This is a genomic window from Streptomyces cellostaticus, assembly GCF_023630175.1.
In the GTDB taxonomy this organism is placed as follows: domain Bacteria; phylum Actinomycetota; class Actinomycetes; order Streptomycetales; family Streptomycetaceae; genus Streptomyces; species Streptomyces cellostaticus_A.
The window spans coordinates 53930-77527 of the sequence record NZ_JALLIN010000012.1 but is presented as its reverse complement, the minus strand read 5'-3'; the positions used below and the strand labels follow the sequence as shown (position 1 = coordinate 77527).

The window sequence follows — 23598 nt, the reverse complement described above, 5'->3', positions numbered from 1 at the left end:
GCGGCCCGTCACCATGCGCCCTCAACCGGTCGCGGATCGAAGCCAATCGGTGACCCGGGATCACTTGACTGATGAAGAACCGGCTGGATTGGATCGGTGGGTGACTTCCACCAACCGCATCAGCAGGTCCATCCGGCAGAACCGAGGCGCGGCCGTCGTCGCCCTCGCGGCGGCGACGGCGCTGCTGGCGGGCTGCAACTCCTCCGGCGGCAAGGCCGACAACCCCCTCGCGGACGGCAACGCCAGTGGCGACGGCGTCGTCGTCGGATCCAACAACTTCGCCGAGAGCATCCTGCTCGCGGACATCTACGGCGAAGCCCTGAAGGCCAAGGGCATCAAGGTCACCTACAAGCCGAACATCGGCAGCCGGGAGACCACCTACGGTCTGCTGAAGAACGGCTCCGTCACCGTGCTGCCCGAGTACAACGGCGCCCTGCTGGCCTACCTGGACCCGAAGGCCGCCCCGAAGACGCTGGAGGCGACCACTTCGGCGATCGAGGCGAAGCTGCACGCGAAGCTGACCCTGCTGAAGCCCTCGCCCGCCGAGGACAAGGACTCGATCACGGTCAACGCGGCCACCGCCGAGAAGTACGGCCTCGACGCGAAGTCCTCGATCGCCGACCTGAAGGACGTGGCCGAGGACCTGAGCATCGGCGCCTCGCCGGAGTTCCAGACCCGCCGGCAGGGCCTGGTCGGCCTCAAGTCCGTCTACGGCCTCCAGTTCAAGTCCTTCAAGGCGCTGGACGCGGGTGGTCCGCTCACCCAGGCCGCGCTGAAGAAGAACGCCGTGCAGGCCGCGGACATCTTCACCACGGACCCGACCATCGCCAAGGAGAAGTTCGTCGTCCTGCAGGACCCGGAGAACCTCTTCGGCTTCGAGAACGTCCAGCCGCTCGTCCGCGAGGGCGAACTCTCCCAGAAGGGCGTCGACGCGCTCAACGCCGTCTCCGCCGAGCTGGACACGGCGACGCTGCTGGACCTGGACACCCAGGTGCAGTCGCAGAACAAGGACCCGCTGGACGTCGCCAAGGCCTGGCTGGACTCCGCCGGACTGAGCTGACCCCGTACCGGGCCGTGAACCGGGGCGGCTACACCGCTTCCCCGGAGACCCGCACCGGCTCTCCGGGGTCCTGGGCCGCCGCCCGCGCCCGCGCGCGGCGCCGGCGGCCCACCCGGGGCGGCTGGTCGGGCAGCCAGCCGAAGGTGAGGCAGCTCCCGACGGCGCCGAGCAGCAGGCCGAGCAGGAAGCCGCCCAGGTTCGAGGTGAGCCAGGTCCCCAGGGACAGCAGGATTCCGGTGAGGGAGTAGAAGAGCCGCTGGCCCGGGCTGAAGAGGATCAGCAGACCGCAGATGGTCATCAGCGCCGGCAGCAGATAGCCCGCCAGGCCCTGCATCCCGATGTGCAGGATCACCGGGAGCGGCGCCTTCATGGTCGCCAGGATCTCGGCACCGCCGAGCACCAGCAGCAGACCGCCCGCGAACGGCCGGCGCCCGCTCCACTGCCGGAAGCGGTTCACCGGGGGCAGCCGTCGCCGTCGAACCGCATGTGCAGGTTCGGCAGCTTGAACACGGCGGCGGTGGCCGCGTAGTTGTGCTGGTACAGGTCGCTGATCACGACCTTGTCGGCCTGCTGCCCGTAGACTCCCTCGGGGCCCTGGACCCCGCCCTTGTCGAAGGTGCTGGCGTCCCGGCCGATCTCCATGCCGTCGAACCTGGCGTTGCCCTTGATGTCGTCGGAGTCGATGGCCAGGTGCGACACGCCGACCGGCCTGGAGCCGCCGCCGGCGGTGAGCACGAGCTGGATGCCGCCGAGGTCGACGCTCTGGCAGAGGTTGGTCAGGGTGCCGTCCTTCACCACCGAGGTCACGACCAGCTCCTGGCCGCCCGTGTCCCCCTGGTTGGGACTGTTCTCGATCATGTTGTCCAGGGCGCCGAACTGCTCGAATCCGGTGCCCTCCAGCTTGTCCGCGGTGACCACGAACGGCATGCCGGAGATGGCGAACTGGACGCCCAGCGCGCCCTGCGCGGTCAGGATCGCGAGTCCGGCGGCGACCAGGGTCGCCGGCACCGCCATCATCGCGGCCCTGCGTGCCCGGACCCGTCCCCGTCCGGGGATCCGCGGTGCTCCGGGGGAACCGCTCGCGGTGCTCCCGGGGGTGTCTTCTGGGGTGTTTCCGGCGGACGAGGGGTCCGGTGACGAGGCCATGTCTGCTCCCATGGGCATGGATCGGTGCGGATCGGTGCGGATCGGGCTCCAGTGGTGCGGTGTCCTGGCGCGGACGGGGCCGTCACGCGTACGCCTCCTCGCACTCCCGGCGGATGCGAGGGCCTTCTCGTTACGCGTCAGTAGCCCGCTCGGAAGTTACCGCCGGTTACTTTGAAGGGTCAAGAGAGTTGTGAAAATAGCGTGCCGATGTCGGCAGTGACCACCAACTGTTGTTGCCAGCCTTGACGTTGACGGTCCATCAGGTCTACAACTCTGCCTGGTTCCCCCTGGATCCGTGGCGCCGGATCCGCCGGGCGGCATTGGCCGCGTTCCCGGCCCCTTCCGATCAGCGCTCCGCCCGGCATCGCACCGGCCCGGTACGTTCCACCGCCCTTCGCGCACCGCCCCCCCGCCCTGCCGGGACCGGCCCGTCCGGTCCGGCCGGGGCCCTTTCCCGGTCCGGCGCCGGTTCCCCGATCGGCCGCCGCCGGTCCGCCGCGTACGGAGAAGACGTCACGGACCGGCGGCGGTGACCCGGCGGGGCGCCGTATCCGGGTGCACCACCGGCCCCGTTCCTTCCGACGGCACCCCCGATCCCCCACCCCGCTCCACGTCCCCCCCACTCCGAAGAGAGGCACCCGCATGCGTACGCGCACCCTCCTCGCCCTGGCCGGAGCCGCCACCGCGCTCACCGTCGCCGCCGCCGTACCGTCCTCCGCGACCGGCGGCGCCGTCCTGACCACGGGCGGCGCCGGCGGCACCGCCGCCGCGGTCGGCGACACCCTGACCGCGCCGCTGGCCGCCGGCACCTCCGCCACCCTCTACTCGAGCGCGACCGGCACCAGCGGTGTGAGCTGCAGGACCTCGCAGTTCACCGCCACGGTCGCGGACAACCCGGCCGCCCCCGGCACGGCCACCGAGTCGGTCACCGGCCACAGCTTCGACGCCGGTGGCTGCACCAGCAACGTCACCGGTGTGCTGGGCGTCAGCAGCATCGTGATCGACAACCTGCCCTACACCGCGACGGTCGCCTCCGCCGGTGTCCTCACCGTCTCGCCGCCCGGTGGCTCCACCATCCAGACCACGGTCAAGCTGCGCACCCTGCTCGGCACCATCACATGCGTCTACCGGGCGGAGAGCCTGACCGGCACGGCGGACAACGGCGACAGCAGCATCAACTTCACCAACCAGCGGTTCACCAGGTACTCCGGTTCGTCCCTGTGCTTCGCCAACGGCTACTTCACCGCGAAGTACGCTCCCGTGACCGACGCCGGAGCCCCGGTCTACGTCAACTGATCACCCGGTGGACGGCGGACGGCGCCGCCGCAGCCGCGGGACGAGGACCGCGCCCGCGACGACCGCCAGCACCGCGGCGGCGCCGCCCGCAACCAACGGGGCCGAGGGGCCCGCGTCCGGGCGGGTCGCCTCGGCCACCGGCGTGCCGTCACCGGCGTCGGGAGCAGGGGTGCCCGGCGTTCCGTCGGACGCGGGAGTCGCGGCAGCGGCTGCGGCCGGTGCCGAGGAGCCGGCGACCGGGGTCCGTGCGGGCCGCCCGCCCGCCGGCGCCTCCGGGGCTCCGGCGGACTCCGTGGCCCGGGCCGACTCCGCGGCCCTCGCCGTGCCGTCGGCCTTCGCCGGGAACACCACGTCGGAGCACGAGTAGTAGGTGTCCGGAGTGCTGCTGTTCTGCCAGATCGTGTAGAGCATCTGGCGTCCCGTCCGGTCCTTCGGCAGGGTGGCGCTCAGGTGGTACGCCCCGTTCGTCAGCGGCGGGTCCTTGACCTCCGCGAAGGGGCGCGTGGGCAGGTCGGACCAGTGCAGCGGCTTCGCCGGATCGTAGCCGGGCCGGGTGAGGTACAGCCGGAACGTGCCCTGGTGCGCGATGGTCGACGCGTACGTCATCGCCAGCCGGCCGCCCGGGGCCAGCCGGGTCGCCGGCCAGTCCGCCCGGGGCAGGTCGAGGCCCCGGTAGCCGGGCAGGTCCGCGCTGCACAGCCTGCCGTCGGGGATGACCTGCCGGTCCCGGCCCGCCACTCCCGCCACGCGCAGGTCGTCCCACGCGGTGAACGGGGCGCCGTTGGCGGACACCGCCGCCCGGCAGGCCGCGGACCGGTTCGCGGCGCCGCCCTCGGGCGAGCAGGCGTAGACCCGGCTGACCGGGTCCGTGGGGGCGCCGTGGGCCAGGGCGGGCCCCGCCATCCACGGCAGGAGCAGGAGCGGGGCCGTCGCGGCGGCCGCCGTGACGCTCAGGCGGGCGGTCATCCGGGTCATCCGGGCTCCTCGGCGGGCGCGGGGGAGGGGTCTGCCGCATCCAGTACGGGAGGCGCGCTCCCCGCGTTCAGCACATACCGCGTCGGCTGTTTTCGGGTACTCCCTCGCCCGGTGGGCGGCCGGCAAGCCGTTCGGCCGGTTCTCTTCGGTTCAACCTCGTCGCCGGTGACGGCACTTGGCTCCCGGAAAGTACGGGAGTAGCGGAACAGGCGCTTCCTGGCGGAAGTCGTTTGCGGAACGCAAGATCCGCCCGCGGGCGGTGCGGCTGGGTGAAAACTGCCCCCGGGAAAGTTCCGCCCGCCCGACTCCCGTCGGCACTCCGTGAGTTATCGTGTGCATGAGGTCAAAACAAACCGCGTGTCCCGTTCGATCGAGGCGCGAGGAGGGGGCATTCGATGGCGAGGCAGTTACGGGCGGAGCAGACCCGGGCGACGATCATCACGGCCGCCGCCGACCTGTTCGACCGGCAGGGCTACGAATGCACCAGTCTGAGTGACATCGTCGGGCATGCGAAGGTCACCAAGGGTGCGCTGTACTTCCACTTCGCCGCCAAGGAGGACCTCGCCCACGCCATCCTCGACCTCCAGTCCAGGGCCGCGCGGAAGGTGGTCGACGACGTCGAGCGCCGCGGCTGCTCCTCGCTGGAGTCCCTGATGCGCGCCACCTTCACCGTCGCCCGGCTCGCCGTCGAGGACCCGGTGCCGCGCGCCGGGCTGCGCCTCGCCACCACGGACGTCCCCGTACGGCCGCCGATGCGGCATCCGTTCACGGAGTGGGTGGAGTTCGCCGGCCGCAAGTTCACCGGTGCCGTCCGGGAGGCCGATCTGCACCCCGATACGGACGTGGGTGTCGTCGCGCACTCCCTCGTCTGCTTCTTCATCGGCACCCGGGTCGCCGGCCGGTCGCTCGAACCGGTCGGACGGCTGCCCCGGCGCGTGGCCGAGATGTGGCACCTCATGATCCGGGGCGTGGTGCCGGTGCACCGCCGCCCCCGCTACCTCACTCTCGCCACGCAGCTCGAGCGGGAGATCAGAACCGGCTGACCGGCGCGGTACGGTGGCGGGCATGCCACAGCCCCCCGCCGCCTCCGTGCTCCTCGCGAACGAACCCGGCTCGTTCCCGCACGCCGTGCTGGCGGAGCGGCACCCCGCGATCATCGGACGGGTACGGGACGCCTTCCCCTACGGTCCCGGGCAGCACCGGGCGCTGGACGAACTGCTGGAGAGCTGCGGCGACGGCGTCCTCGGGCCGCTGCCCGAGGACGCCGTCGACATCGAGCGGTGGCGTGCCTGGGGTCTGGACGACCACGTGGGCCGGTCCTGGTTCGACGTGCCGTGGCTGTGGTCCGAGAGCTACTTCTACCGCCTGCTGCTCGAAGCCGTCGGCTACTTCGGCCCCGGCGCCTGGCGCGGCGTCGATCCCTTCCGCCCCTTCAAGCGCGCCGAACTCGACGCCCCGGAGACCGACGCGGAACTGGCCGCGCTGGACGCGCTCCGCGACCGCCCGGAACCGGACCGGGCCCATGCCCTGCTGCACGGCTCGCTCTGGGGCAACCGCGCCGACCTGGGATTCCGTCTCGCCGCCGGGGACGCAGGGGACGCCGGACCGGTGGCCGCCCTGGTCGCGGACGACAGCGAGACCCTGTGGTCGCTGCTGCCGCCCTCCGGCGCCGGCACGCTCTGCCTGGTAGCCGACAACGCGGGCCGCGAACTGGTCCCCGATCTGCTGCTGATCGCCCACCTCCTCGACGCGGGGCGGATCGGCCGGGCGGTGCTGCACGTCAAGCCGTACCCGTACTACGTCTCCGACGCCACCACCGCCGACGTGGTCGACGCCCTGCGCCGGCTCGTCGCGGCGCCCGGTGCGGCGGGGGAGTACGGGCGGCTGCTCTGGGCGGCCATGGCCGACGGGCGGGTCACGGTGCGCGCCCACCCGTTCTCCAGCGCCCCGCTGCCGTACGCCGACCTGCCGGACGACCTGCGGGCCGAGTTCGCCCCGGCGACCCTGACCGTCGTCAAGGGCGACCTCAACTACCGGCGTCTGGTGGGCGACCGGCGGTGGCCGCCGACCACGTCCTTCCAGGAGGTGACCGCCGGTTTCCCCAGCCCGGTCGCCGCCCTGCGCACCCTCAAGTCCGATGTGATCACCGGTCTCTCCGCCACCACCGAGGCGGCGCTGGTCGCCGCCGAGGGACAGCGGTGGCGCACCGCCGGCACCCACGCGCTCATCCAGGTGAATACGTCAAGGTGAGGGCTGTCCCGTGATCCCCGGCGGGCGCGCGACGACCGCTACGGCGCCTCCCCGCGTTGTCGCGCCGCCGGAGCACCTCCGGTACGCGGGGGCGGGGCTCCCCTCCACCGCGGCCCGCGCCGGGACCACCCGGCAAGACCGCCGACCGGTACGCGGCGCCCGCACGGACCCCCGGGCGGCCAACGACACCTTCGTCCGGGCCAGTTGCCACTTTCCAGGGCATTTCACGCGATGGTGTGATCATGCACCGCGCACCGGATGGCTCCGCCGGGCGCCGGGTAGGGCCCCGCCATGACGCAGCCGTTCGAACTCCCGCACTTCTACATGCCGTATCCCGCGCGGCTCAATCCGCACCTCGACGAGGCACGGGCCCACTCGACGGCGTGGGCGCGCGAGATGGGCATGCTGGAGGGCTCCGGGATCTGGGAGCAGGCCGACCTGGAGGCGCACGACTACGGGCTCCTGTGCGCGTACACCCACCCCGACTGCGACGGACCGGCCCTCTCCCTGATCACCGACTGGTACGTGTGGGTGTTCTTCTTCGACGACCACTTCCTGGACATGTTCAAACGCACCCAGGACCGCGCCGCCGGGAAGGCGCATCTGGACCGCCTGCCCCTGTTCATGCCGCTGGATCCCGCCACGTCCGTGCCGGAGCCGGAGAACCCGGTCGAGGCGGGCCTCGCCGACCTGTGGCGGCGCACCGTGCCCGCCATGTCCGTCGACTGGCGCAGGCGCTTCTCCGTCGCCACCGAACACCTGCTCAACGAGTCCCTGTGGGAGCTGTCCAACATCAACGAGGGGCGGATCGCCAACCCGGTCGAGTACATCGAGATGCGCCGCAAGGTGGGCGGTGCCCCCTGGTCGGCGGGTCTGGTGGAGTACGCCACCGCCGAGGTGCCCGCCGCCGTCGCCGGCACCCGGCCGCTCAGGGTGCTCACGGAGACGTTCTCCGACGCCGTCCACCTGCGCAACGACCTCTTCTCCTACCAGCGCGAGGTGGAGGACGAGGGCGAGAACAGCAACGGCGTGCTCGTGCTGGAGACCTTCTTCGGCTGCACCACCCAGGAGGCGGCCGAGACCGTCAACGACATCCTCACCTCGCGTCTGCAGCAGTTCGAGCACACCGCGCTCACCGAAGTCCCCGCCGTCGCCCTGGAGAAGGGACTCTCGCCCGGCGAGGTCGCCGCGGTCGCCGCCTACGCCAAGGGACTCCAGGACTGGCAGTCCGGCGGCCACGAATGGCACCTGCGCTCCAGCCGCTACATGAACGAGGGGGCCCGCCCCGCCTCCCCCTGGCAGGTGCCGAGCGGCCCGGGCACCTCCGCCGCCGACGTCGGCGCGCTGCTCGCCACGGCGGCCGCGGAACGTCTGCGCGCCCACTCGCACGTGCCGTTCCAGAAGGTCGGCCCGTCCCGGCTGCCCGACTTCCGCATGCCGTACGAACTCGCGCTGAGCCCCCATCTGGACACCGCCCGCGGCCATCTCGTCACCTGGTCGCACCGCACGGGCATCCTGGGGGAGGGCGTCTGGGACGAGGACAAGCTCGCCGCGTACGACCTCGCGCTCTGCTCCGCGGGCCTCGACCCGGACGCCACCCCGGAAGCCCTCGACCTCAGCGCCCAGTGGCTCGCCTGGGGTACGTACGGCGACGACTACTACCCCCTGGTCTACGGCCACCGCCGGGACCTGGCCGCCGCCCGGCTGACCACGGCGAGGCTCTCCGGCTGCATGCCGGTCGAGGGCGAAGCGTCCGTCGTCCCGGCGAGCGCCATGGAGCGCGGCCTGACCGACCTGTGGGCGCGCACGACGGCCGGGATGACACCCGACCAGCGGCGCACTCTCAAGGCGGCCGTGGACACCATGACCGAGAGCTGGGTGTGGGAACTGTCCAACCAGATGCAGCACCGCGTCCCCGACCCGGTCGACTACCTGGAGATGCGGCGCTCGACCTTCGGCTCCGACCTCACCCTGAGCATGTGCCGCGTGGGACACGGTCCGGCGATCCCGCCCGAGGTCTACCGCAGCGGCCCGGTACGTTCCCTGGAGAACGCCGCCGTCGACTACGCCTGCCTCCTCAACGACGTCTTCTCGTACCAGAAGGAGATCGAGTACGAGGGCGAGATCCACAACGCCGTGCTCGTCGTGCAGAACTTCTTCGGCGTCGACTACCCGGCCGCCCTCGGTGTCGTCCATGACCTGACGACCCAGCGGATGCAGCAGTTCGAGCATGTCGTCGCACACGAACTCCCGGTGCTCTACGAGGACTTCGGGCTGTCGGGTGAGGCGCGCACGGCGATGGACGGCTATGTCCTGGACCTGCAGAACTGGATGGCGGGCATCCTCAACTGGCACCGGGAGGTCGATCGTTACAAGGCCGAGTGGCTCGGGCGCCGGGCCCACGGCTTCCTGCCGGACCGCGCGCCCGGAGTGCCGGTGCCGTCCCCGGGCTGACGGACCGGCCGTGCGACGCGCCCCGGACGGTCCGCGTCGCACGGCCGGCGTCCGGCGGACCGGACGGCCCACGGCTCACGCGGTTCCGGCGTCCGGGCACCGCCCCCGCGGCGACCCGGTGCCAGCCGCCGGCCAGTCTCACTCGTTCGTGTCTCGTCACGGCCCGGTTTCCCGGGTAGGCACCATCCGGAGGAGCGAACCTTGGAACAGACAGCGTTGCGGCCCAAGCCGATGCCCGGCCGGGACCGACGCGAGGAGACCGCGGCGGGACCCACCGGCGGCAGGCCGCCCGCCGCGGAACGGCGCGGCCGGCGGCCCAGGACCCTGCTGCTCGTGCTGAGCGGCACCGTCGTACTGCTCTGCGGGGTGGGTGTCGGCGCGGTGGGCGCCACCGTGATCGGCATGAGCCGGTCGGCCGAGGTGCGCGGGCAGGCCCCGCAGCGGGGCCACCCGGCCGCGACGCTCCCCGTCTCCGGCGCCGGGACCGCGCCCACGGCCCTCCCGGGACCCGCCGCCCCCGGGACCACCGGTGCGACGCTGGGCGTGGAGGCCGTGGACGCCCGGAACGCGGGCGCGCTCGTGACCGGTGTCCACGTGCCCGGCCCCGGCTACACGGCGGGCCTGGTCCGTGGCGACGTCCTCCTGCGGTTCGGCTCCGCCCGTGTGGACACCGCCGCGGGCCTGGCCCGCGCCGTGGCCGGTGCCAGGCCCGGCGCCACGGTGACCGTCACCGTCCGCCACAGCGGCGGCGGCTACCAGCAGCTCACCGTCGTCCCGGGCGTCGTGACCTGACCGGGCACTGCCGCCCTGCCGGCGTCGGGGCGCCCTCTTCGTGGCGTCCCGCGGGCTTCGTGGTGCCCTGCCCGGGTCGCGTCGCCCGGCAGGGGCGCACGGAAGCCGCCGGTCAGCCCCCTCCCGGGGCCCATGACGGTCCCGGGCCGCGCCCCGCACCCGCCGACCGCGCCGCGCGGGACTTCGGCATCGGCTCGCGCCGCCGGGCCCGGCCGGGCAGGATGCTGCCCGGAAGCGCTTCACTCCGTCACTCGACCGCGCTCGGAGGCCCCGGATGACCGGCAGCACGCCCGCGCCCTTCACCGCCGACGACTACCGGGCCCGCATGGAGCGTGCCGCGCGCTCCGCGGCCGACGCCGGTCTCGCCGGACTGCTCGTGGCACCGGGACCGGACATGGTCTGGCTGACCGGCTACACGCCCACCGCCGTCACCGAGCGCCTCACCGTGCTGGTCCTGGCGCCCGGACAGGACCCCGTGCTCGTCGTCCCCACCCTGGAGGCCCCGGACGCCGAACGGTCGCCCGCCGCATCGGTACTCACCCTGCGTGACTGGACCGACGCCAAGGACCCCTACGCCGTCACCGCCGGCCTTCTCGACGAGCGAGGACGCCTCGGAATCAGCGACAACACCTGGGCGATGCACCTGCTGGGACTCCAGCGTGCCCTGCCCGGCACCTCCTACGCCGCCCTCACCGACGCCCTGCCCATGCTGCGCGGCGTCAAGGACGCCGCCGAACTGGAACTCCTGGCGGCCGCCGGAGCCGCCGCCGACCAGACGTTCGAGGAGATCCGGAAGGTGCCCTTCGCGGGCCGCCGCGAGTCCGACGTCGGCCACGACCTCGCCGACCTGCTGCGCCGCTTCGGGCACTCCCAGGTCGACTTCACCATCGTCGGCTCCGGCCCCAACGGCGCCAACCCGCACCACGAGGTCGGCGACCGCGTCATCCGGCCCGGCGACATGGTCGTCCTCGACTTCGGCGGCCTCAAGGACGGCTACGGCTCGGACACCACGCGCACGGTGCACGTCGGTGAGCCGACCGAGGAGGAGCGCCGGGTCCACGACGTCGTCCGGGCCGCCCAGGAGGCGGGCTTCCGGGCCGTCCGGCCGGGCGTCGCCTGCCAGGAGGTCGACCGCGCCGCCCGCGCGGTCATCACCGACGCCGGATACGGCGAGTACTTCATCCACCGCACCGGGCACGGCATCGGCGTCACCACGCACGAGCCGCCGTACATGATCGAGGGCGAGGAGCAGCCCATGGTGCCCGGCATGTGCTTCTCGGTGGAACCCGGCGTCTATCTGCCCGGCCGCTTCGGCGTGCGCATCGAGGACATCGTCACCGTGACGGGGGACGGCGGCCGCCGCCTCAACAACACCACCCGTGAGATGGTCGTGGTGGACTGAGGGGACCGGGAGACACACCTTCGACCACGGATCGGAACGGCTGCGCGCGACCCATGACCCAGGCACCGACACCCACCGCGGACACCGTCCGCCGACTGGTCCGCCCGCTGCACCCGCAGAGCACGGGCCACGCCACCGGCCGGGCCGCGGGACCGGACGTCCGCCCCGTCCGCGAGGGCCACGAGTACACCTGGTGGGTGGGCACCGAGCAGGTGCTGCGCCTCGCCCCCGACCGCGACGCCTCCGCGCGCCGCCGCCGGGAACTGCGCCTGCGCGACCTCGTCCGCCCCCACCTGCCCGTCACCGTCCCGGTCAGCGTCGCCCACGGCGACTGGGCGCCCGGGCTCGCGTACACCCTGGACACCGCGGTGCCCGGCGGCACCGCCGACGAGCACGAGGTCTCCGCCGTCGGCGAGGCCGACATCGCCGGGCTGCTCGGCGGGCTGCTCGCGGTGCCGGTGCGGCAGGCCGAGGCGCTCGGGGTGCCGCACACCGCCCCCCGCTCCCTGGACGCGCTGCGCCGCATGGCCGTCCAGGCCGCCGAACGGCTCGCCGCCGCCGACGAGTTCGACGCCACCCGGCTGCATCTCACCGCGTCCGGCGCCGCTCAGCTCGCCGCGCGGCACGGCGCCGCCGTGCTGACCCACCACGGCCTCGACGGTGAGCATGTGGTGGTCAGCGCCGACGGCCGGGTGCGCGGTGTCCTGGACTGGACCGAGGCGGCCCTCGGCGACCCCGCCGAGGACATCGCCGGACTCGCCGCGGCCGTCGGCTCCCCGGCCGCCGTGCGCGCCGCCACCCTCGCCGGGTACGGCCCCCGCCCCTGCCTGCGCGGCCTGTGGCTCGCCCGCTGCGACACCGTGCTGCAGCTCGCCGGCCGCATCGAGGGCCGCGCCCCCGGATCCCTGCCGTTGCTGCGCAGCCGGCTGCGGCGCGCCTGGGAGCCGATCCTGCTGGAGCGGGTGACCGACTTCAAGGAGGACGACACCCCCTGAGGGCTGTCCCGTAGTCCCCGGCGGGCGCACGACGACGGCCACGGCACCCCGCCGCGCCGGCGGATCGCCCGGACACGCCCCGTACGAGGACGACCCTCCGCCGTGCGACGCACCGCATCCGACGCCGTGCGCCGACCCACCGGGGACCACGGGACGGTCAGGGCTGGATCAGCACCACGCACGACTCCCCGGGCACCTGCAGCAGTCCGTCCGGGCCGGGGGCCCGGACCGGGTCCCATGCGGCCAGGACCTCCACCCGGCCGGTGCCCAGCGGGATCGCGGCCGGCTCCTTGCCCAGGTTCACCGCCACCCGGACGTCGCCGCGCCGGAACGCCAGCCAGCGGGCCTCGGCGTCGTGGGCCACCTTGGTGTCGGCGAGGTCCGGGTCGGTCAGGTCCGGCTGCTCCCGGCGCAGCGCGATCAGCCGCCGGTACCAGGCCAGCACGCGCGCGTGCGGCTCGCGTTCCGGCTCCGACCAGTCGAGGCAGGACCGGTCCCGGGTCGCCGGGTCCTGCGGATCCGGAACGTCCTCCTCGGCCCAGCCGTGCTGCGCGAACTCCCGGCGCCTGCCCCGCCGCACGGCGTCGGCCAGCTCCGGGTCCGTGTGGTCGGTGAAGAACTGCCAGGGGGTGCCCGCCGCCCACTCCTCACCCATGAACAGCATCGGCGTGAAGGGCGCGGTCAGCGTGAGGGCCGCCGCGCAGGCCAGCAGGCCGGGGGAGAGGTGCGCGGCGAGCCGGTCCCCCTGCGCCCGGTTGCCGACCTGGTCATGGGTCTGGCTGTAGCCCAGCAGCCGGTGCCCGGCCACTCTGGCCCGGTCCAGCGGCCGGCCGTGCTCCCGCCCGCGGAAGCTCGAGTACGTCCCGTCGTGGAAGTAGCCCCCGGTGAGCGTCTTGGCCAGCGCGTCGAAGGGGTCCCGCGCGAAGTCGGCGTAGTACGCCTGGGACTCGCCGGTGAGGGCGGTGTGCACGGCGTGGTGGAAGTCGTCGTTCCACTGCGCGTGCAGCCCGAGGCCGTTCGCCGCCCGCGGGGTGATGAACCGCGGGTCGTTCAGATCCGACTCGGCGATCAGTGAGAGGGGGCGGCCCAGTTCGCCCGCGAGTCCGTCGACCGCGGCGGACAGCTCCTCCAGGAAGTGACGGGCGCGCGTGTCGTGCAGCGCGTGCACGGCGTCCAGCCGCAGCCCGTCGAGCCGGTAGTCCCGCAGCCACGCCAGCGCGCTGCCCACCAGGAACGCGCGCACCTCGTCCGAGCCGGGCGCGTCCAGGTTGACCGCCGAGCCCCACGGCGTGTGGTGCGTGTCGGTGAAGTACGGCCCGAACCGGGGCAGGTGGTTGCCCGACGGGCCCAGGTGGTTGTGCACGACATCCAGGACCACGGCCAGACGGAGTTCGTGCGCCCGGTCCACGAACCGCTTCAGCGCCTCGGGCCCGCCGTAGGGCTCGTGCACCGCCCACGGCGACACCCCCTCGTACCCCCAGCCGTGCCGACCGGGGAACGGGCACAGCGGCATCAACTCCACATGGCTGACGCCCAGTTCGACCAGGTGCTCCAGCCGGGCCGCGGCCGCGTCCAGGGTGCCCTCGCGGGTGAACGTGCCCACGTGCAGCTCGTAGAGCACCGCTCCGGGCAGCCCGCGTCCCGCCCACGCGGCACGCCACGCGTACCGCCCGTGGTCGACGACCGCGCTCAGGCCGTCCGGGCCGTCGGGCTGGCGGCGCGAGCGCGGGTCCGGCAGCACCGGACCGTCGTCCAGCGCGAACCCGTACCGCGAGCCGTCCCGTGCCGGGGCCTCTCCCCGCCACCAGCCGGCCCGCTGCGGATCGCGCTCCAACGCGCCTGCCACGCCGTCGCAATGGAGCGTCACACGGTCTGCCTGCGGTGCCCACACCTCGAACTGCACGGACGGTTCCCCTTCGTCTGCTCACCGTGATGTAGTCACGTCCATCGTGCCGCGAAAGCGATCAATCCGCTTTCGAATCCGGGCTTTCCCGCCGGGTGTCGCGCCGTTGCGCGTCTCCCGGCACCGTTCCCCCCGATTCTGGACACCGGGGGTTCACACCCCTGACAATCACCAGCGTGACGTCGTCCTTCGAGTTCCCCCTGCTTCCCGCGCGGCTGTCCGACGCGGAGCGCGACAAGGCGCTGCGGGTGCTGCGGGAAGGCGTCGCCGCGGGACGGCTCTCGCACGACACGTTCGTGCACCGCATGGAACTGGCGCTCGCCGCCCGCGGCGCGGACGAACTGGCCGCCCTCATCGCCGACCTGCCCCGCGAGAACCGCTTCTCGCGCGCGGTGTTCGGCACCGTGGGGGCCGTATCCGGCTTCACCGTACGGTTGCGGCGGGCCTGGCAGGCCGAGCGGCTGCCCAAGCTGCTGCTGCCGCACCCGGCCGGCGGCCACCCGCTGCGCATAGGCCGCGATCCCGCCATGGGGCTGCGCCTGAACCACGACAGCGTCTCCCGCGTGCACGCCGAACTGCGCCACCAGGGCGGCATGTGGATCCTCAGGGACCTCGGCTCCACCAACGGCACCACCGTCAACGGCCGCCGGACCACCGGCGCCGTCGTGGTCCGCGAGGGCGACCAGGTCGCCTTCGGCCGGGCCGCCTTCCGGCTCGCGGCGCACCGGGACACCTGAGCGGACCCGCGCACCGCCGCCCGCCCGCGTGGTGCCGTTCGGGTGCCGGGGGCGGGGAACGCGGGCCGCGTCCCGGCCCTGGCTCACCCCGCCCGGTCCCGGGTCAGCCGGGCCGCCACCAGTACCGTCCGGGACTGGTGCTCCACCTGGTCCTCCACCGGCACCCAGCGGGCCCGGAAACGCGCCGCGTAGGCCTCGCACCAGAAGGCGACGAGCCGCTCCAGACCGGGAACCGCCCGGTCGTCGCTCTCCCGGAGCACCCGCAGCAGCATCGCCGCCGCACGCAGCGGCAGCCGCCGCCCGAAGGCGTCCACACTGCCGACGTAGGCCATGGTCGTGGCGGCCGGCGGAGTCTGGACCCAGTCCCGGGCCAGGCCGGGTATCAGCTCGAGCACCCAGCGCGCGGCGCGCAGCAGCGGCCCGTCCGTGTCCCCGAGCCGGGGCAGCGCGTCTTCGAACACCCGCTCGACCTCCAGGGCGTCGCGCAGCAGTCGCGCCGCCAGCCGCCCCATGGCCGCCGTCGGCGCCGGGTGCGGCGCGGGGTCGCCCACCAGGTCGCTGGCCCACATCGGCACCTCCACCACCGCCGTCAGCCCGCCGTAGCGGTGGGTGTGGTACCAGGTGCTGCGCCGGGCGTCGTCCGGCAGGCTCGGGTAGGCGACGCCGCCGTCGGGACCGGGCATCACATGCACCCCGGGCCCCGACGCAGGCCAGCCCGCCGCGTCCGAGGCGCCCGTCTCCACCGGAATGTGCAGCTCGGCCGCCGACTTGGCGAAGGGTTCGGCGAGGCCCGGCACGTCCTTCGTCAACTGCACCCAGGTACCGCCCAGATCGGTGCCGTGCAGCGTCACCTGGAGGTACGGGCGCACCTCGTCGATCACTCCGGTCAGGGCCCGCGTCTCGGGCGGCAGCCGGTCCGGGGGCAGCACCGCGGGCGACCACTCGGGCTGCTCCGCACCCGTGGGCCGGTAGAAGCCCCGGTGGTAGTCGAGCAGGTCGCGCGGCGCCGGGGTCACATGGAGGCTCGCGCCGTCCGGGTCCGCGCACAGCAGGAAGTGCCAGGAGACGTCCGCCCGCAACTCGGTTACGGCCAGCACCCGTTCGGCCAGCGACCGCAGGGTGCAGCCGCCCGTCGGCTCGTTGGCGTGGGCGCCCGCCACCACCAGCACCGCCCGGCGGGCGTGCCCCACCGACAGCAGGTGCAGGGGCCGGCCGGCCCGCGAGGCGCCCACCTGCCTGAGCGCACACAGCCGGGGCTCCGCGGCGGCCAGCGCCCGGGCGGAGGCGACCAATTGGGGAACGCTGGGATAGCGCAGCTCCGGCAGGAGACTCACCCCCGACTTGTCCAACCGGCTTCGCCCTCCCAGTGCCGCACGGCGTGGGGGAACTGTCAAGAACAGCGCCGGGAGCCTCGCGGGAGGCTCCCGGTCGCGTTCACCGGGGCCCCCGGCCCTCGCCGGTCCGCTCCAGCAGGACCACCGGGTACGGGCCGAAGAGGTCCGCCACACGCGCGCGCCCGGTGAACTCACGGCCCGGGCCGAGCGCGTCCGCCCACCGCCCGGGGGGCAGCTCCAGGCGGGTCTCCCGCCAGCCGCCCGCCTCCGCCAGCCGCAGCGACAGCCGGGTCACCGCCGTGACCACCTCACCCGATCGTGTGAACGCCAGGCAGTGCTCCGCGGCCGGCCCGTCCGCCGTCAGCGGGGCGTACGTCGCCGCCGTGCCGAACGCGCCGGGCCTGCGGGCGCGCAGCCGCAGGGCCGCCGCCGTCACCGCGTCCTTCTCACCGGGTACCGGCGGCGGGAAGGGCACGGGGCGCCGGTTGTCGGGATCGACGAGCGCCCGGTACTCGCTCTCCGTGCCCTGGTACAGGTCCGGCACCCCCGGCATCGTGAGCTGGACCAGGGCGGTCCCCAGGACGTTCGCCCGGACGTGCGGCTCCAGTGCCTTGCGCAGGGCGGCCACCCGCTCGCCGGGCGGCCCGCACGGCCCCGCCGTGAGGAAGGCGGCCACCGCCTCCTCGTAGCGCGGCTCCCGCTCGGTCCAGCTCGTGTACATCCCCGCCTCGCGGACGTGCTTGAGCAGCGCCTCCCGGACCCGCTCCTCCTCGGCCGGGCCGAGCCCGAACACCGTCTGCCAGGCGGCCCAGGCGAGCTGCCCGTCGGGGGCGCCCTCCCCGGCGCGGGTCACCTCGGCGAGCACCTTCGCCCAGCGGTCCGGGCACTCGGTGAGCACGGCCAGCGCGGCACGCACGTCCGCGCTGCGCTTGGTGTCATGGGTGGTGACGACCGTGCCGGTTGCGGGCCAGTCGCGCTGCACGCGCGCGCAGTACGCGTGGAAGTCCTGCGGGGACACTCCCGGCGAACCCGGATCGCCGCCCACCTCGGCCGCCGGCAGCAGCGGCACGTACCGGTAGAACGCGGTGTCCTCCACGGCCTTGGCGCGCAGCGCCGACGCGGTCTGGGCGAACCGGGTGCGGAACTCCGACCGGTCGGCGTGGTCCGGGGCCGAGGGATCGCCCGGGTCCCCGGTCAGCAGCCGCCGCACGATGCCGACGGCCTCCGCCTCCTCGGGCACCACGAAGGCCAGGCGGGCCTCCTCGGCGGCCTGCTCGGTGAGTACGGCCGAGGCGTCCTGGGAGGTGTAGGGCCGGTACACCCGCATCCGCACCAGCAGTTCCTCCACGGCCGTGCGCAGCGCCCACGGCGCCCGGTCGCGCAGCGACAGGTCCGGGGAGGCGGCGCACAGCCGGGCCGCCACCCGGGTGAGCCGGTCGGCCTCGGTGGCCAGTTCGTGCGTGAGCACCTTGTAGGCGGCCCGCCGGACGGTGGCGTCCCAGTCGCCGCCCCGGTCCGCCTGCGGGGCCGCGAACGCCCGGTAGCGGCCGAGCAGCTCGTCGGCCCCGGTGCGGTCGGTGAACAGGCCGTCGACGTGGCGCAGGGCGTCGTAGCCCGTGGTGCCGGCGACCGGCCAGGAGGCGGGCAGGTGCTCGCCGTCGGCGAGGATCTTCTCCACCACGGTCCAGCGCCCGCCGGTGGCTTCGTGCAGCCGCCGCAGATAGGCGTCGGGGTCCGCGAGTCCGTCGGGGTGGTCGATCCGCAGCCCGTCGACCACGCCCTCGTGGAGCAGCTCGAGAATCTTGGCGTGCGTGGCGTCGAACACCGCCGGGTCCTCCACCCGCACCCCGATCAGCTCGGAGATGCTGAAGAAGCGCCGGTAGTTCAGCTCGGTGCGGGCCAGCCGCCACCACACCGGGCGGTACCACTGCGCGTCCAGCAGCCGGGGCAGCGGGAGGTCCGCGGTGCCCTCGCGGAGCGGGAGGACGTGGTCGTGGTGGCGCAGTACGTCCCCGTCGACCACCAGCTCGTCCAGCACGGAGCCGACCGGCCCGCCGAGCACCGGCAGCAGCACCCGGCCGTCCTGCGCCGCCCAGTCGATGTCGAACCAGCGCGCGTAGGGCGACTCGGGCCCCTCGCGCAGCACCTCCCACAGGGCCCGGTTGTGCCGGGGCGCCATGGCCATGTGGTTCGGCACGATGTCCACCACCAGGCCCAGGTCGTGCTCATGCGCGGTCCGCGCCAGCGCGCGCAGCCCGTCCTCGCCGCCCAGTTCCGCGCGCACCCGCGCGTGGTCCACGACGTCGTAGCCGTGCGTGGACCCGGGGACGGACTCCAGGACGGGGGACAGGTGCAGGTGCGAGACGCCCAGCGACGCCAGGTACGGGACCGCCGCGGCGGCGGCGGCGAACGGGAACGAGGGTTGCAGTTGCAGCCGGTAGGTGGCGGTGGGTGCCTCGGGGCCGGGGCGCGTCGCAGTCATGGGACCCTACGTACCCAGCGCACCGGATTTCGTGTCATCCCCGTCGCACGCGGGGGGCGCACGCCGGAGTGCGCGCGCCCCCATCGTGCGACCCCGCATGCGTTCCTAAGCGGGCCGCTGCAGCACCGTCAGACTGCGGTCCGGCAGGGTGATGCGGTCGCCGGCCGCCACCTTCGGGCCCGTGCCCGGCGGCACCCCGTCCGGGCGGGCCGTGTCGACGACCACCTGCCACTGCCGGCCGTGGTCGACCGGCACCCGGAAGTCCAGCGGTCCCGGGGAGGCGTTGAACATCAGCAGGAAGGAGTCGTCGGCGATCCGCTCCCCGCGCGGCCCGGGCTCGGAGATGGCGTTGCCGTTCAGGAACACCGTCAGCGCCGAGGCGGGCGCCGAGTCCCAGTCCCGCTGGGTCATCTCGCTGCCCTCGGGGGTGAACCAGGCGATGTCGGACAGCTCGTCGTGGGTGCCCTCCACCGGCCGTCCGTGGAAGAAGCGCCGCCGCCGGAACACCGGGTGGTCCCGGCGCAGCCACACCATCGCGCGGACGAACTCCGGCAGGCTCCCGTCGCTGGGCGTACCCTCCGCGGAGACCCCGTCCGCGGAGACCCCCGCGGCGGACGGCCCCTCTGCGGGCGCCCCCTCGGTGGACCCGGGCCACCGGAGCCAGGACACCTCGTTGTCCTGGCAGTAGGCGTTGTTGTTGCCGAGCTGGGTGCGGGCGAACTCGTCCCCGTGGCTGATCATCGGCACACCCTGGGACAGCATCAGCGTGGCGAAGAAGTTCCGCATCTGGCGGGCGCGCAGGCCCAGCACCTCCGGGTCCCCGGTCCCGCCCTCCGCCCCGCAGTTCCAGGACCGGTTGTGGCTCTCGCCGTCCCGGTTCTCCTCCCCGTTGGCCTCGTTGTGCTTGTCGTTGTAGCCGACGAGGTCGTGCAGGGTGAACCCGTCGTGGCAGGTCACGAAGTTGATCGAGGCCAGCGGACGGCGGCCGTCGTCCTGGTAGAGGTCGGAGGAGCCGGTCAGCCGGGACGCGAACTCCGCGAGCGCCCGCGGCTCGCCCCGCCACAGGTCCCGGACCGTGTCGCGGTACTTGCCGTTCCACTCGGTCCACAGCGGCGGGAAGTTGCCCACCTGGTAGCCGCCCTCGCCCACGTCCCACGGCTCGGCGATCAGCTTCACCTGGGAGACCACCGGATCCTGCTGCACCAGGTCGAAGAACGACGACAGCCGGTCCACCTCGTGGAACTGCCGGGCCAGTGTGGCCGCCAGGTCGAAGCGGAAGCCGTCCACGTGCATCTCGGTGACCCAGTAGCGCAGCGAGTCCATGATGAGCTGGAGCACGTGCGGGGACCGCATGAGCAGTGAGTTCCCGGTCCCGGTGGTGTCCATGTAGTAGCACGGGTCGTCCGTGAGGCGGTAGTACGACGCGTTGTCGATGCCCTTGAACGACAGGGTCGGGCCCAGGTGGTTGCCCTCGGCCGTGTGGTTGTAGACGACGTCCAGGATCACCTCGATGCCCGCCTCGTGCAGCGCCCGCACCGCCGACTTGAACTCCAGCACCTGCTGGCCGCGATCGCCCCAGGACGCGTACGCGTTGTGCGGGGCGAAGAAGCCGATGGTGTTGTAGCCCCAGTAGTTGTTCAGGCCCATGTCGACCAGCCGGTGGTCGTTCACGAACTGGTGCACGGGCATCAGTTCGAGCGCGGTCACCCCGAGCTTGGTCAGGTGTTCGATGATCGCCGGATGGGCGAGTGCCGCGTAGGTGCCGCGCAGCTCCTCCGGGAGCCCGGGGTGGGTCATCGTCAGGCCCTTCACATGGGCCTCGTAGATCACCGTGTGGTGGTAGTCGGTGCGCGGTGGCCGGTCGTCGCCCCAGTCGAAGTAGGGGTTGATCACCACCGAGGTCATGGTGTGCGGCGCGGAGTCCAGGTCGTTGCGCCGGTCGGGGGCCCCGAAGTGGTAGCCGTACACCTCCTCGCCCCACGACACGGCCCCGCTGATCGCCTTCGCGTACGGGTCGAGCAGCAGCTTCGCCGAGTTGCAGCGCAGCCCGCGCCCGGGGTCGTACGGTCCGTGCATCCGGAACCCGTACCGCTGTCCCGGCATCACCCCCGGCAGGTACGCGTGCCGGACGAACGCGTCGCTCTCGCGCAGTTCCACCGCCGTCTCCGAGCCGTCGTCGTGCAGCAGACACAGCTCTACTCGGTGCGCGGCCTCCGTGAAGACCGCGAAGTTGGTTCCGGCGCCGTCGTACGTGGCGCCGAGCGGATACGCCTCTCCAGGCCAGACCTGCATGACCACGACTCTTCCAGGTGTGCGGCCCCGCTGGGGGCGCGTTGGCTGCGAGTCTCCCCGAAAGTGAGGGAACCTTCCGGGACTTACATCCCTCTTATCGGCCGACCAGTGCGCACGGCGACTCGTGTACCCGCCGTGCGCCGAATCAGTGGGGATACACGTACTCCCGGGGACCTTGGGGGAGTAGGGGGCAGATGTGCGCGAGACAGTGCACCGGCATCTCGGCAAGGTGGTGGCCGGCGCGGCCCTGGCGGTGGCCGGAACCGCGGTGATGGTGGCGGTCACCCTGCCCGGCACGGCGGGGGCCGACGGGACGGGAGGGGCCGACGGGGCGGGAGGGGCCGGGGGCGGCGGTACACCGGCGGCCGGGCAGGCGGGGCAGGGGCCGGGCGAGGTCCCGCCGGGCGTCGTGAAGCAGGCGCCGGCCGCGGGGAAGAAGGGCACGGGCCGCGACCCGCTGACCGACGACGAGATCCGGCGGGTCGAGAGCCTCGCCCTGAGCGGGCGCATGCTCAGCGCAGGTGAGAACGTCGACGGGCGGCGGGGCCCGCAGCGCCTGAGCGTCGACCTCGCCGACCCGGCGGCGGACGAACTCGACGACCCGGGAGCGCCGCGCCGGGCCGACGTGACCTTCTACGACTACAGGAACGACGCGCTCACCACCAGGACGGTCGACCTGGGAACGGGAAAGGTCGTCGGCAGCGTCACCAGCCGGGGCGACCAGCCGCCGCTGAGCCGGGACGAGAACGCCGCGGCGGCCGGGCTGCTGATCGCCGACCCGCTCGGCGCGGGCCTCAAGGCGGACTACCGGGACGCCACCGGCCACGAGCTGACCTCCCCGGACCAGCTCCTGCTGGCCGGTGCCGTCTACCGCGCCACTCCGGGCGGGCAGCCGGCCGTGCTCGACAAGTGCGGTGAGCACCGCTGCGTGCGGCTGTTCCCGAAGGTCAAGAACGGTCCCTGGATCGACGCCCGGTGGCTGGTCGTCGACCTCAGCGCCCGCAAGGTCGGCCGGCTCGAACGCCACTGAGCCAGGCGCCCGTCCACCTTTCCGAACCGCATCTCCTGCCAAGGGAGCCACTCCTTCATGCGTGACAACACAATGAGCCGTGCCCGCGCACGCGCGGCCGTCGGCCTCACCGTGGCCGCGCTGGCCGCCGGTGCGACCGCCGGCGCCGGACCGGCCGCCGCCCGGCCGCAGTCCGCGCCGGCCGCCGCCGCGGACTGCAGCGCCGCCTACCGGATCGAGCAGAAGCTCTCCAGCGGCACCACCTGGCGGATGTGCTGGCGCTACGACAGCAAGGCCGGCCTGGTCCTGGAGAACGTCTCCTACCGGCCCAAGGGCGAGCCGAAGCCGATCAAGGTCCTCAACAGCGCCCGCCTCGCCCAGATCGACGTCCCCTACGACGACGGCAGCGTCGAGTACGACGACCTGACCGGCTTCGGCTTCGGCCAGGGCCTGGTGAACCTCGCGCCCGGCGAGTGCCCCGGCGGCACCATCAGGACCGTACGGGTGCCCGACTCCTGGGACCCGGACCACCCGGACGTCAAGGGCCTGTGCGCCACCACGCGTTCGCGCGGCCACGCCTACCGCATGCAGGGCGACGCGGCCAACAAGGTCTTCCAGGCACAGGGCAAGGACCTGCTCGTCTACACGGTCAACCAGGTCGGCTGGTACGAGTACATGACCGAGTGGCGCTTCCAGGACGACGGCACCGTCCACATGAACGTCGGGGCCACCGGCAGCCTCTCCTACGAGGACTACGACGCCGGGGACGGCCGCGGCTGGCCCGTCGGCAAGGGCGCCAAGGCCTACGCCACCAGCCACAGCCATAACGTCTTCTGGCGGCTGGACTTCGGGCTCGACGGCTCCTCGAAGACCAAGGTCGAGCAGTACGACTCGGCCGTCACCGCGCCCGCCCGCGGCCGGCAGGCGCCCACGGCCAAGACCACCCGCACCAAGGTCACCAAGGAACTCGCGGGCGACTCCAAGGCCTACCGCTGGTGGCGGGTGGTCAGCGCGACCGGCAAGAACAAGGACGGGCACGCGCGTTCGTACGAGATCGTCCCCGGCCCGACCACGAGGTACCCCGGCCGCAGTTTCACCAAGCACGACGTGTACTTCACCCAGTACAACAAGTGCGAGCGGTTCGCGAGCAACAACCCGGGCTGCGCCCGCGGTTACCCGAAGTCGGTGGACAAGTGGGTCAACGGACAGAGGCTCACTCACCCGGTGGTCTGGATGAACGTCGGCTTCCACCACATCGCCCGGGACGAGGACCAGCAGCCCATGCCGATCCACTGGCAGGGTTTCGCCATCGCGCCGCGCGACGTCACGGCTATGAATCCGCTCACTCCGGACGAGCTCTCGTGGCAGAACGGCCACTGGAGGCCGCGTAGTTGAGAAACCGACCTGTCCATCCGGCTGCACCGCCGACCGCTCCCGGAGTACCCTTCCTTGATCGTTGGCGTGGGGAAGG

Annotated in this window: 18 protein-coding genes; 11 read left to right on the top strand and 7 right to left on the bottom strand. The window is 73.3% G+C overall.

What is annotated here, in order from left to right; genetic code table 11:
- The first annotated feature begins 100 nt into the window (after window positions 1–100).
- Window positions 101–1060, top strand: a complete 960-nt coding sequence (locus MXD57_RS10250) for an ABC transporter substrate-binding protein (RefSeq protein ID WP_250401027.1) — start codon at window positions 101–103, stop codon at window positions 1058–1060.
- Window positions 1061–1088: 28 nt separating this feature from the next.
- Here the strand turns inward: MXD57_RS10250 and MXD57_RS10245 are convergent, their stop codons facing one another.
- Window positions 1089–1517 (bottom strand): DUF6114 domain-containing protein, encoded by a 429-nt coding sequence (locus MXD57_RS10245; RefSeq protein ID WP_250401026.1) that lies wholly within the window; start codon window positions 1515–1517, stop codon window positions 1089–1091.
- Window positions 1514–2206: a DUF6230 family protein gene (locus tag MXD57_RS10240; RefSeq protein WP_250401025.1), complete on the bottom strand. Its 693-nt coding sequence runs from the start codon at window positions 2204–2206 to the stop codon at window positions 1514–1516. Before MXD57_RS10240 ends, MXD57_RS10245 begins: the two co-directional genes overlap by 4 nt.
- Window positions 2207–2848: 642 nt before the next feature.
- Here MXD57_RS10240 and MXD57_RS10235 point away from each other — a divergent pair.
- Window positions 2849–3502 carry a Tat pathway signal sequence domain protein gene (locus MXD57_RS10235; protein ID WP_250401024.1) on the top strand — a complete coding sequence of 218 codons (654 nt, stop codon included), beginning with the start codon at window positions 2849–2851 and terminating at the stop codon, window positions 3500–3502.
- On the opposite strand, the gene MXD57_RS10230 is transcribed toward MXD57_RS10235, so the two are convergent.
- Window positions 3503–4477 (bottom strand): lytic polysaccharide monooxygenase, encoded by a 975-nt coding sequence (locus MXD57_RS10230; RefSeq protein ID WP_250401023.1) that lies wholly within the window; start codon window positions 4475–4477, stop codon window positions 3503–3505.
- 395 nt (window positions 4478–4872) lie between these two features.
- Between MXD57_RS10230 and MXD57_RS10225 the strand changes: the two genes are divergently transcribed.
- The 6 genes from MXD57_RS10225 to MXD57_RS10200 all read left to right on the top strand — a co-directional run bounded on the left by MXD57_RS10225 (window position 4873) and on the right by MXD57_RS10200 (window position 12370).
- Window positions 4873–5520, top strand: coding sequence for a ScbR family autoregulator-binding transcription factor (locus MXD57_RS10225; RefSeq protein WP_250401022.1), 648 nt, complete (start codon window positions 4873–4875; stop codon window positions 5518–5520).
- 22 nt (window positions 5521–5542) lie between these two features.
- Entirely contained in the window at window positions 5543–6727 is a 1185-nt protein-coding gene (locus MXD57_RS10220; protein ID WP_250401021.1) for a damage-control phosphatase ARMT1 family protein, read from the top strand.
- Between the two features lie 291 nt (window positions 6728–7018).
- Complete coding sequence (cyc2, locus tag MXD57_RS10215; protein ID WP_250401020.1) at window positions 7019–9181, top strand: germacradienol/geosmin synthase Cyc2; 2163 nt, start codon at window positions 7019–7021, stop codon at window positions 9179–9181.
- Between the two features lie 201 nt (window positions 9182–9382).
- The gene (locus MXD57_RS10210; protein ID WP_250401019.1) at window positions 9383–9973 is read left to right on the top strand and encodes a PDZ domain-containing protein; all 591 of its coding nucleotides are present in this window, start codon (window positions 9383–9385) and stop codon (window positions 9971–9973) included.
- 274 nt (window positions 9974–10247) lie between these two features.
- On the top strand, window positions 10248–11375 hold the full coding sequence (locus MXD57_RS10205) for an aminopeptidase P family protein (protein ID WP_250401018.1): 1128 nt from the start codon (window positions 10248–10250) through the stop codon (window positions 11373–11375).
- Between the two features lie 53 nt (window positions 11376–11428).
- Window positions 11429–12370: an aminoglycoside phosphotransferase family protein gene (locus MXD57_RS10200; protein ID WP_250401017.1), complete on the top strand. Its 942-nt coding sequence runs from the start codon at window positions 11429–11431 to the stop codon at window positions 12368–12370.
- Between the two features lie 157 nt (window positions 12371–12527).
- Here MXD57_RS10200 and treZ read toward each other — a convergent pair whose 3' ends face one another.
- Complete coding sequence (treZ, locus tag MXD57_RS10195; protein WP_250401016.1) at window positions 12528–14273, bottom strand: malto-oligosyltrehalose trehalohydrolase; 1746 nt, start codon at window positions 14271–14273, stop codon at window positions 12528–12530.
- A gap of 176 nt (window positions 14274–14449) precedes the next feature.
- On the opposite strand from treZ, the gene MXD57_RS10190 reads away from it, so the two are divergent.
- Entirely contained in the window at window positions 14450–15010 is a 561-nt protein-coding gene (locus MXD57_RS10190; protein ID WP_250401015.1) for an FHA domain-containing protein, read from the top strand.
- An 83-nt stretch (window positions 15011–15093) separates the two neighbouring features.
- Here the strand turns inward: MXD57_RS10190 and MXD57_RS10185 are convergent, their stop codons facing one another.
- The 3 genes from MXD57_RS10185 to glgX all read right to left on the bottom strand — a co-directional run bounded on the left by MXD57_RS10185 (window position 15094) and on the right by glgX (window position 21118).
- Window positions 15094–16344, bottom strand: a complete 1251-nt coding sequence (locus MXD57_RS10185) for a M14 family zinc carboxypeptidase (protein ID WP_250401014.1) — start codon at window positions 16342–16344, stop codon at window positions 15094–15096.
- A gap of 100 nt (window positions 16345–16444) precedes the next feature.
- Window positions 16445–18826, bottom strand: a complete 2382-nt coding sequence (gene treY / locus MXD57_RS10180; RefSeq protein ID WP_250401013.1) for a malto-oligosyltrehalose synthase — start codon at window positions 18824–18826, stop codon at window positions 16445–16447.
- Window positions 18827–18931: 105 nt separating this feature from the next.
- A complete protein-coding gene (gene glgX, locus MXD57_RS10175; RefSeq protein WP_250401012.1) occupies window positions 18932–21118 on the bottom strand; it encodes a glycogen debranching protein GlgX in 2187 nt (728 codons plus the stop codon).
- A 196-nt stretch (window positions 21119–21314) separates the two neighbouring features.
- On the opposite strand from glgX, the gene MXD57_RS10170 reads away from it, so the two are divergent.
- Together MXD57_RS10170 and MXD57_RS10165 are read left to right on the top strand one after the other, a co-directional pair.
- On the top strand, window positions 21315–22148 hold the full coding sequence (locus MXD57_RS10170; protein ID WP_250401011.1) for a Tat pathway signal sequence domain protein: 834 nt from the start codon (window positions 21315–21317) through the stop codon (window positions 22146–22148).
- Window positions 22149–22205: 57 nt separating this feature from the next.
- Window positions 22206–23522 carry a copper amine oxidase gene (locus tag MXD57_RS10165; RefSeq protein ID WP_250401010.1) on the top strand — a complete coding sequence of 439 codons (1317 nt, stop codon included), beginning with the start codon at window positions 22206–22208 and terminating at the stop codon, window positions 23520–23522.
- Window positions 23523–23598 lie beyond the last annotated feature (76 nt).

Bases quoted from the DNA above. Each gene is read 5' to 3' on its own strand.
- MXD57_RS10240 (WP_250401025.1), bottom strand. From the start codon at position 2,206: ATGGCCTCGTCACCGGACCCCTCGTCCGCCGGAAACACCCCAGAAGAC.
- MXD57_RS10235 (WP_250401024.1), top strand. From the start codon at position 2,849: ATGCGTACGCGCACCCTCCTCGCCCTGGCCGGAGCCGCCACCGCGCTC.
- MXD57_RS10230 (WP_250401023.1), bottom strand. From the start codon at position 4,477: ATGACCCGGATGACCGCCCGCCTGAGCGTCACGGCGGCCGCCGCGACG.
- MXD57_RS10225 (WP_250401022.1), top strand. From the start codon at position 4,873: ATGGCGAGGCAGTTACGGGCGGAGCAGACCCGGGCGACGATCATCACG.
- MXD57_RS10220 (WP_250401021.1), top strand. From the start codon at position 5,543: ATGCCACAGCCCCCCGCCGCCTCCGTGCTCCTCGCGAACGAACCCGGC.
- cyc2 (WP_250401020.1), top strand. From the start codon at position 7,019: ATGACGCAGCCGTTCGAACTCCCGCACTTCTACATGCCGTATCCCGCG.
- MXD57_RS10205 (WP_250401018.1), top strand. From the start codon at position 10,248: ATGACCGGCAGCACGCCCGCGCCCTTCACCGCCGACGACTACCGGGCC.
- MXD57_RS10200 (WP_250401017.1), top strand. From the start codon at position 11,429: ATGACCCAGGCACCGACACCCACCGCGGACACCGTCCGCCGACTGGTC.
- treY (WP_250401013.1), bottom strand. From the start codon at position 18,826: ATGACTGCGACGCGCCCCGGCCCCGAGGCACCCACCGCCACCTACCGG.
- glgX (WP_250401012.1), bottom strand. From the start codon at position 21,118: ATGCAGGTCTGGCCTGGAGAGGCGTATCCGCTCGGCGCCACGTACGAC.
- MXD57_RS10165 (WP_250401010.1), top strand. From the start codon at position 22,206: ATGCGTGACAACACAATGAGCCGTGCCCGCGCACGCGCGGCCGTCGGC.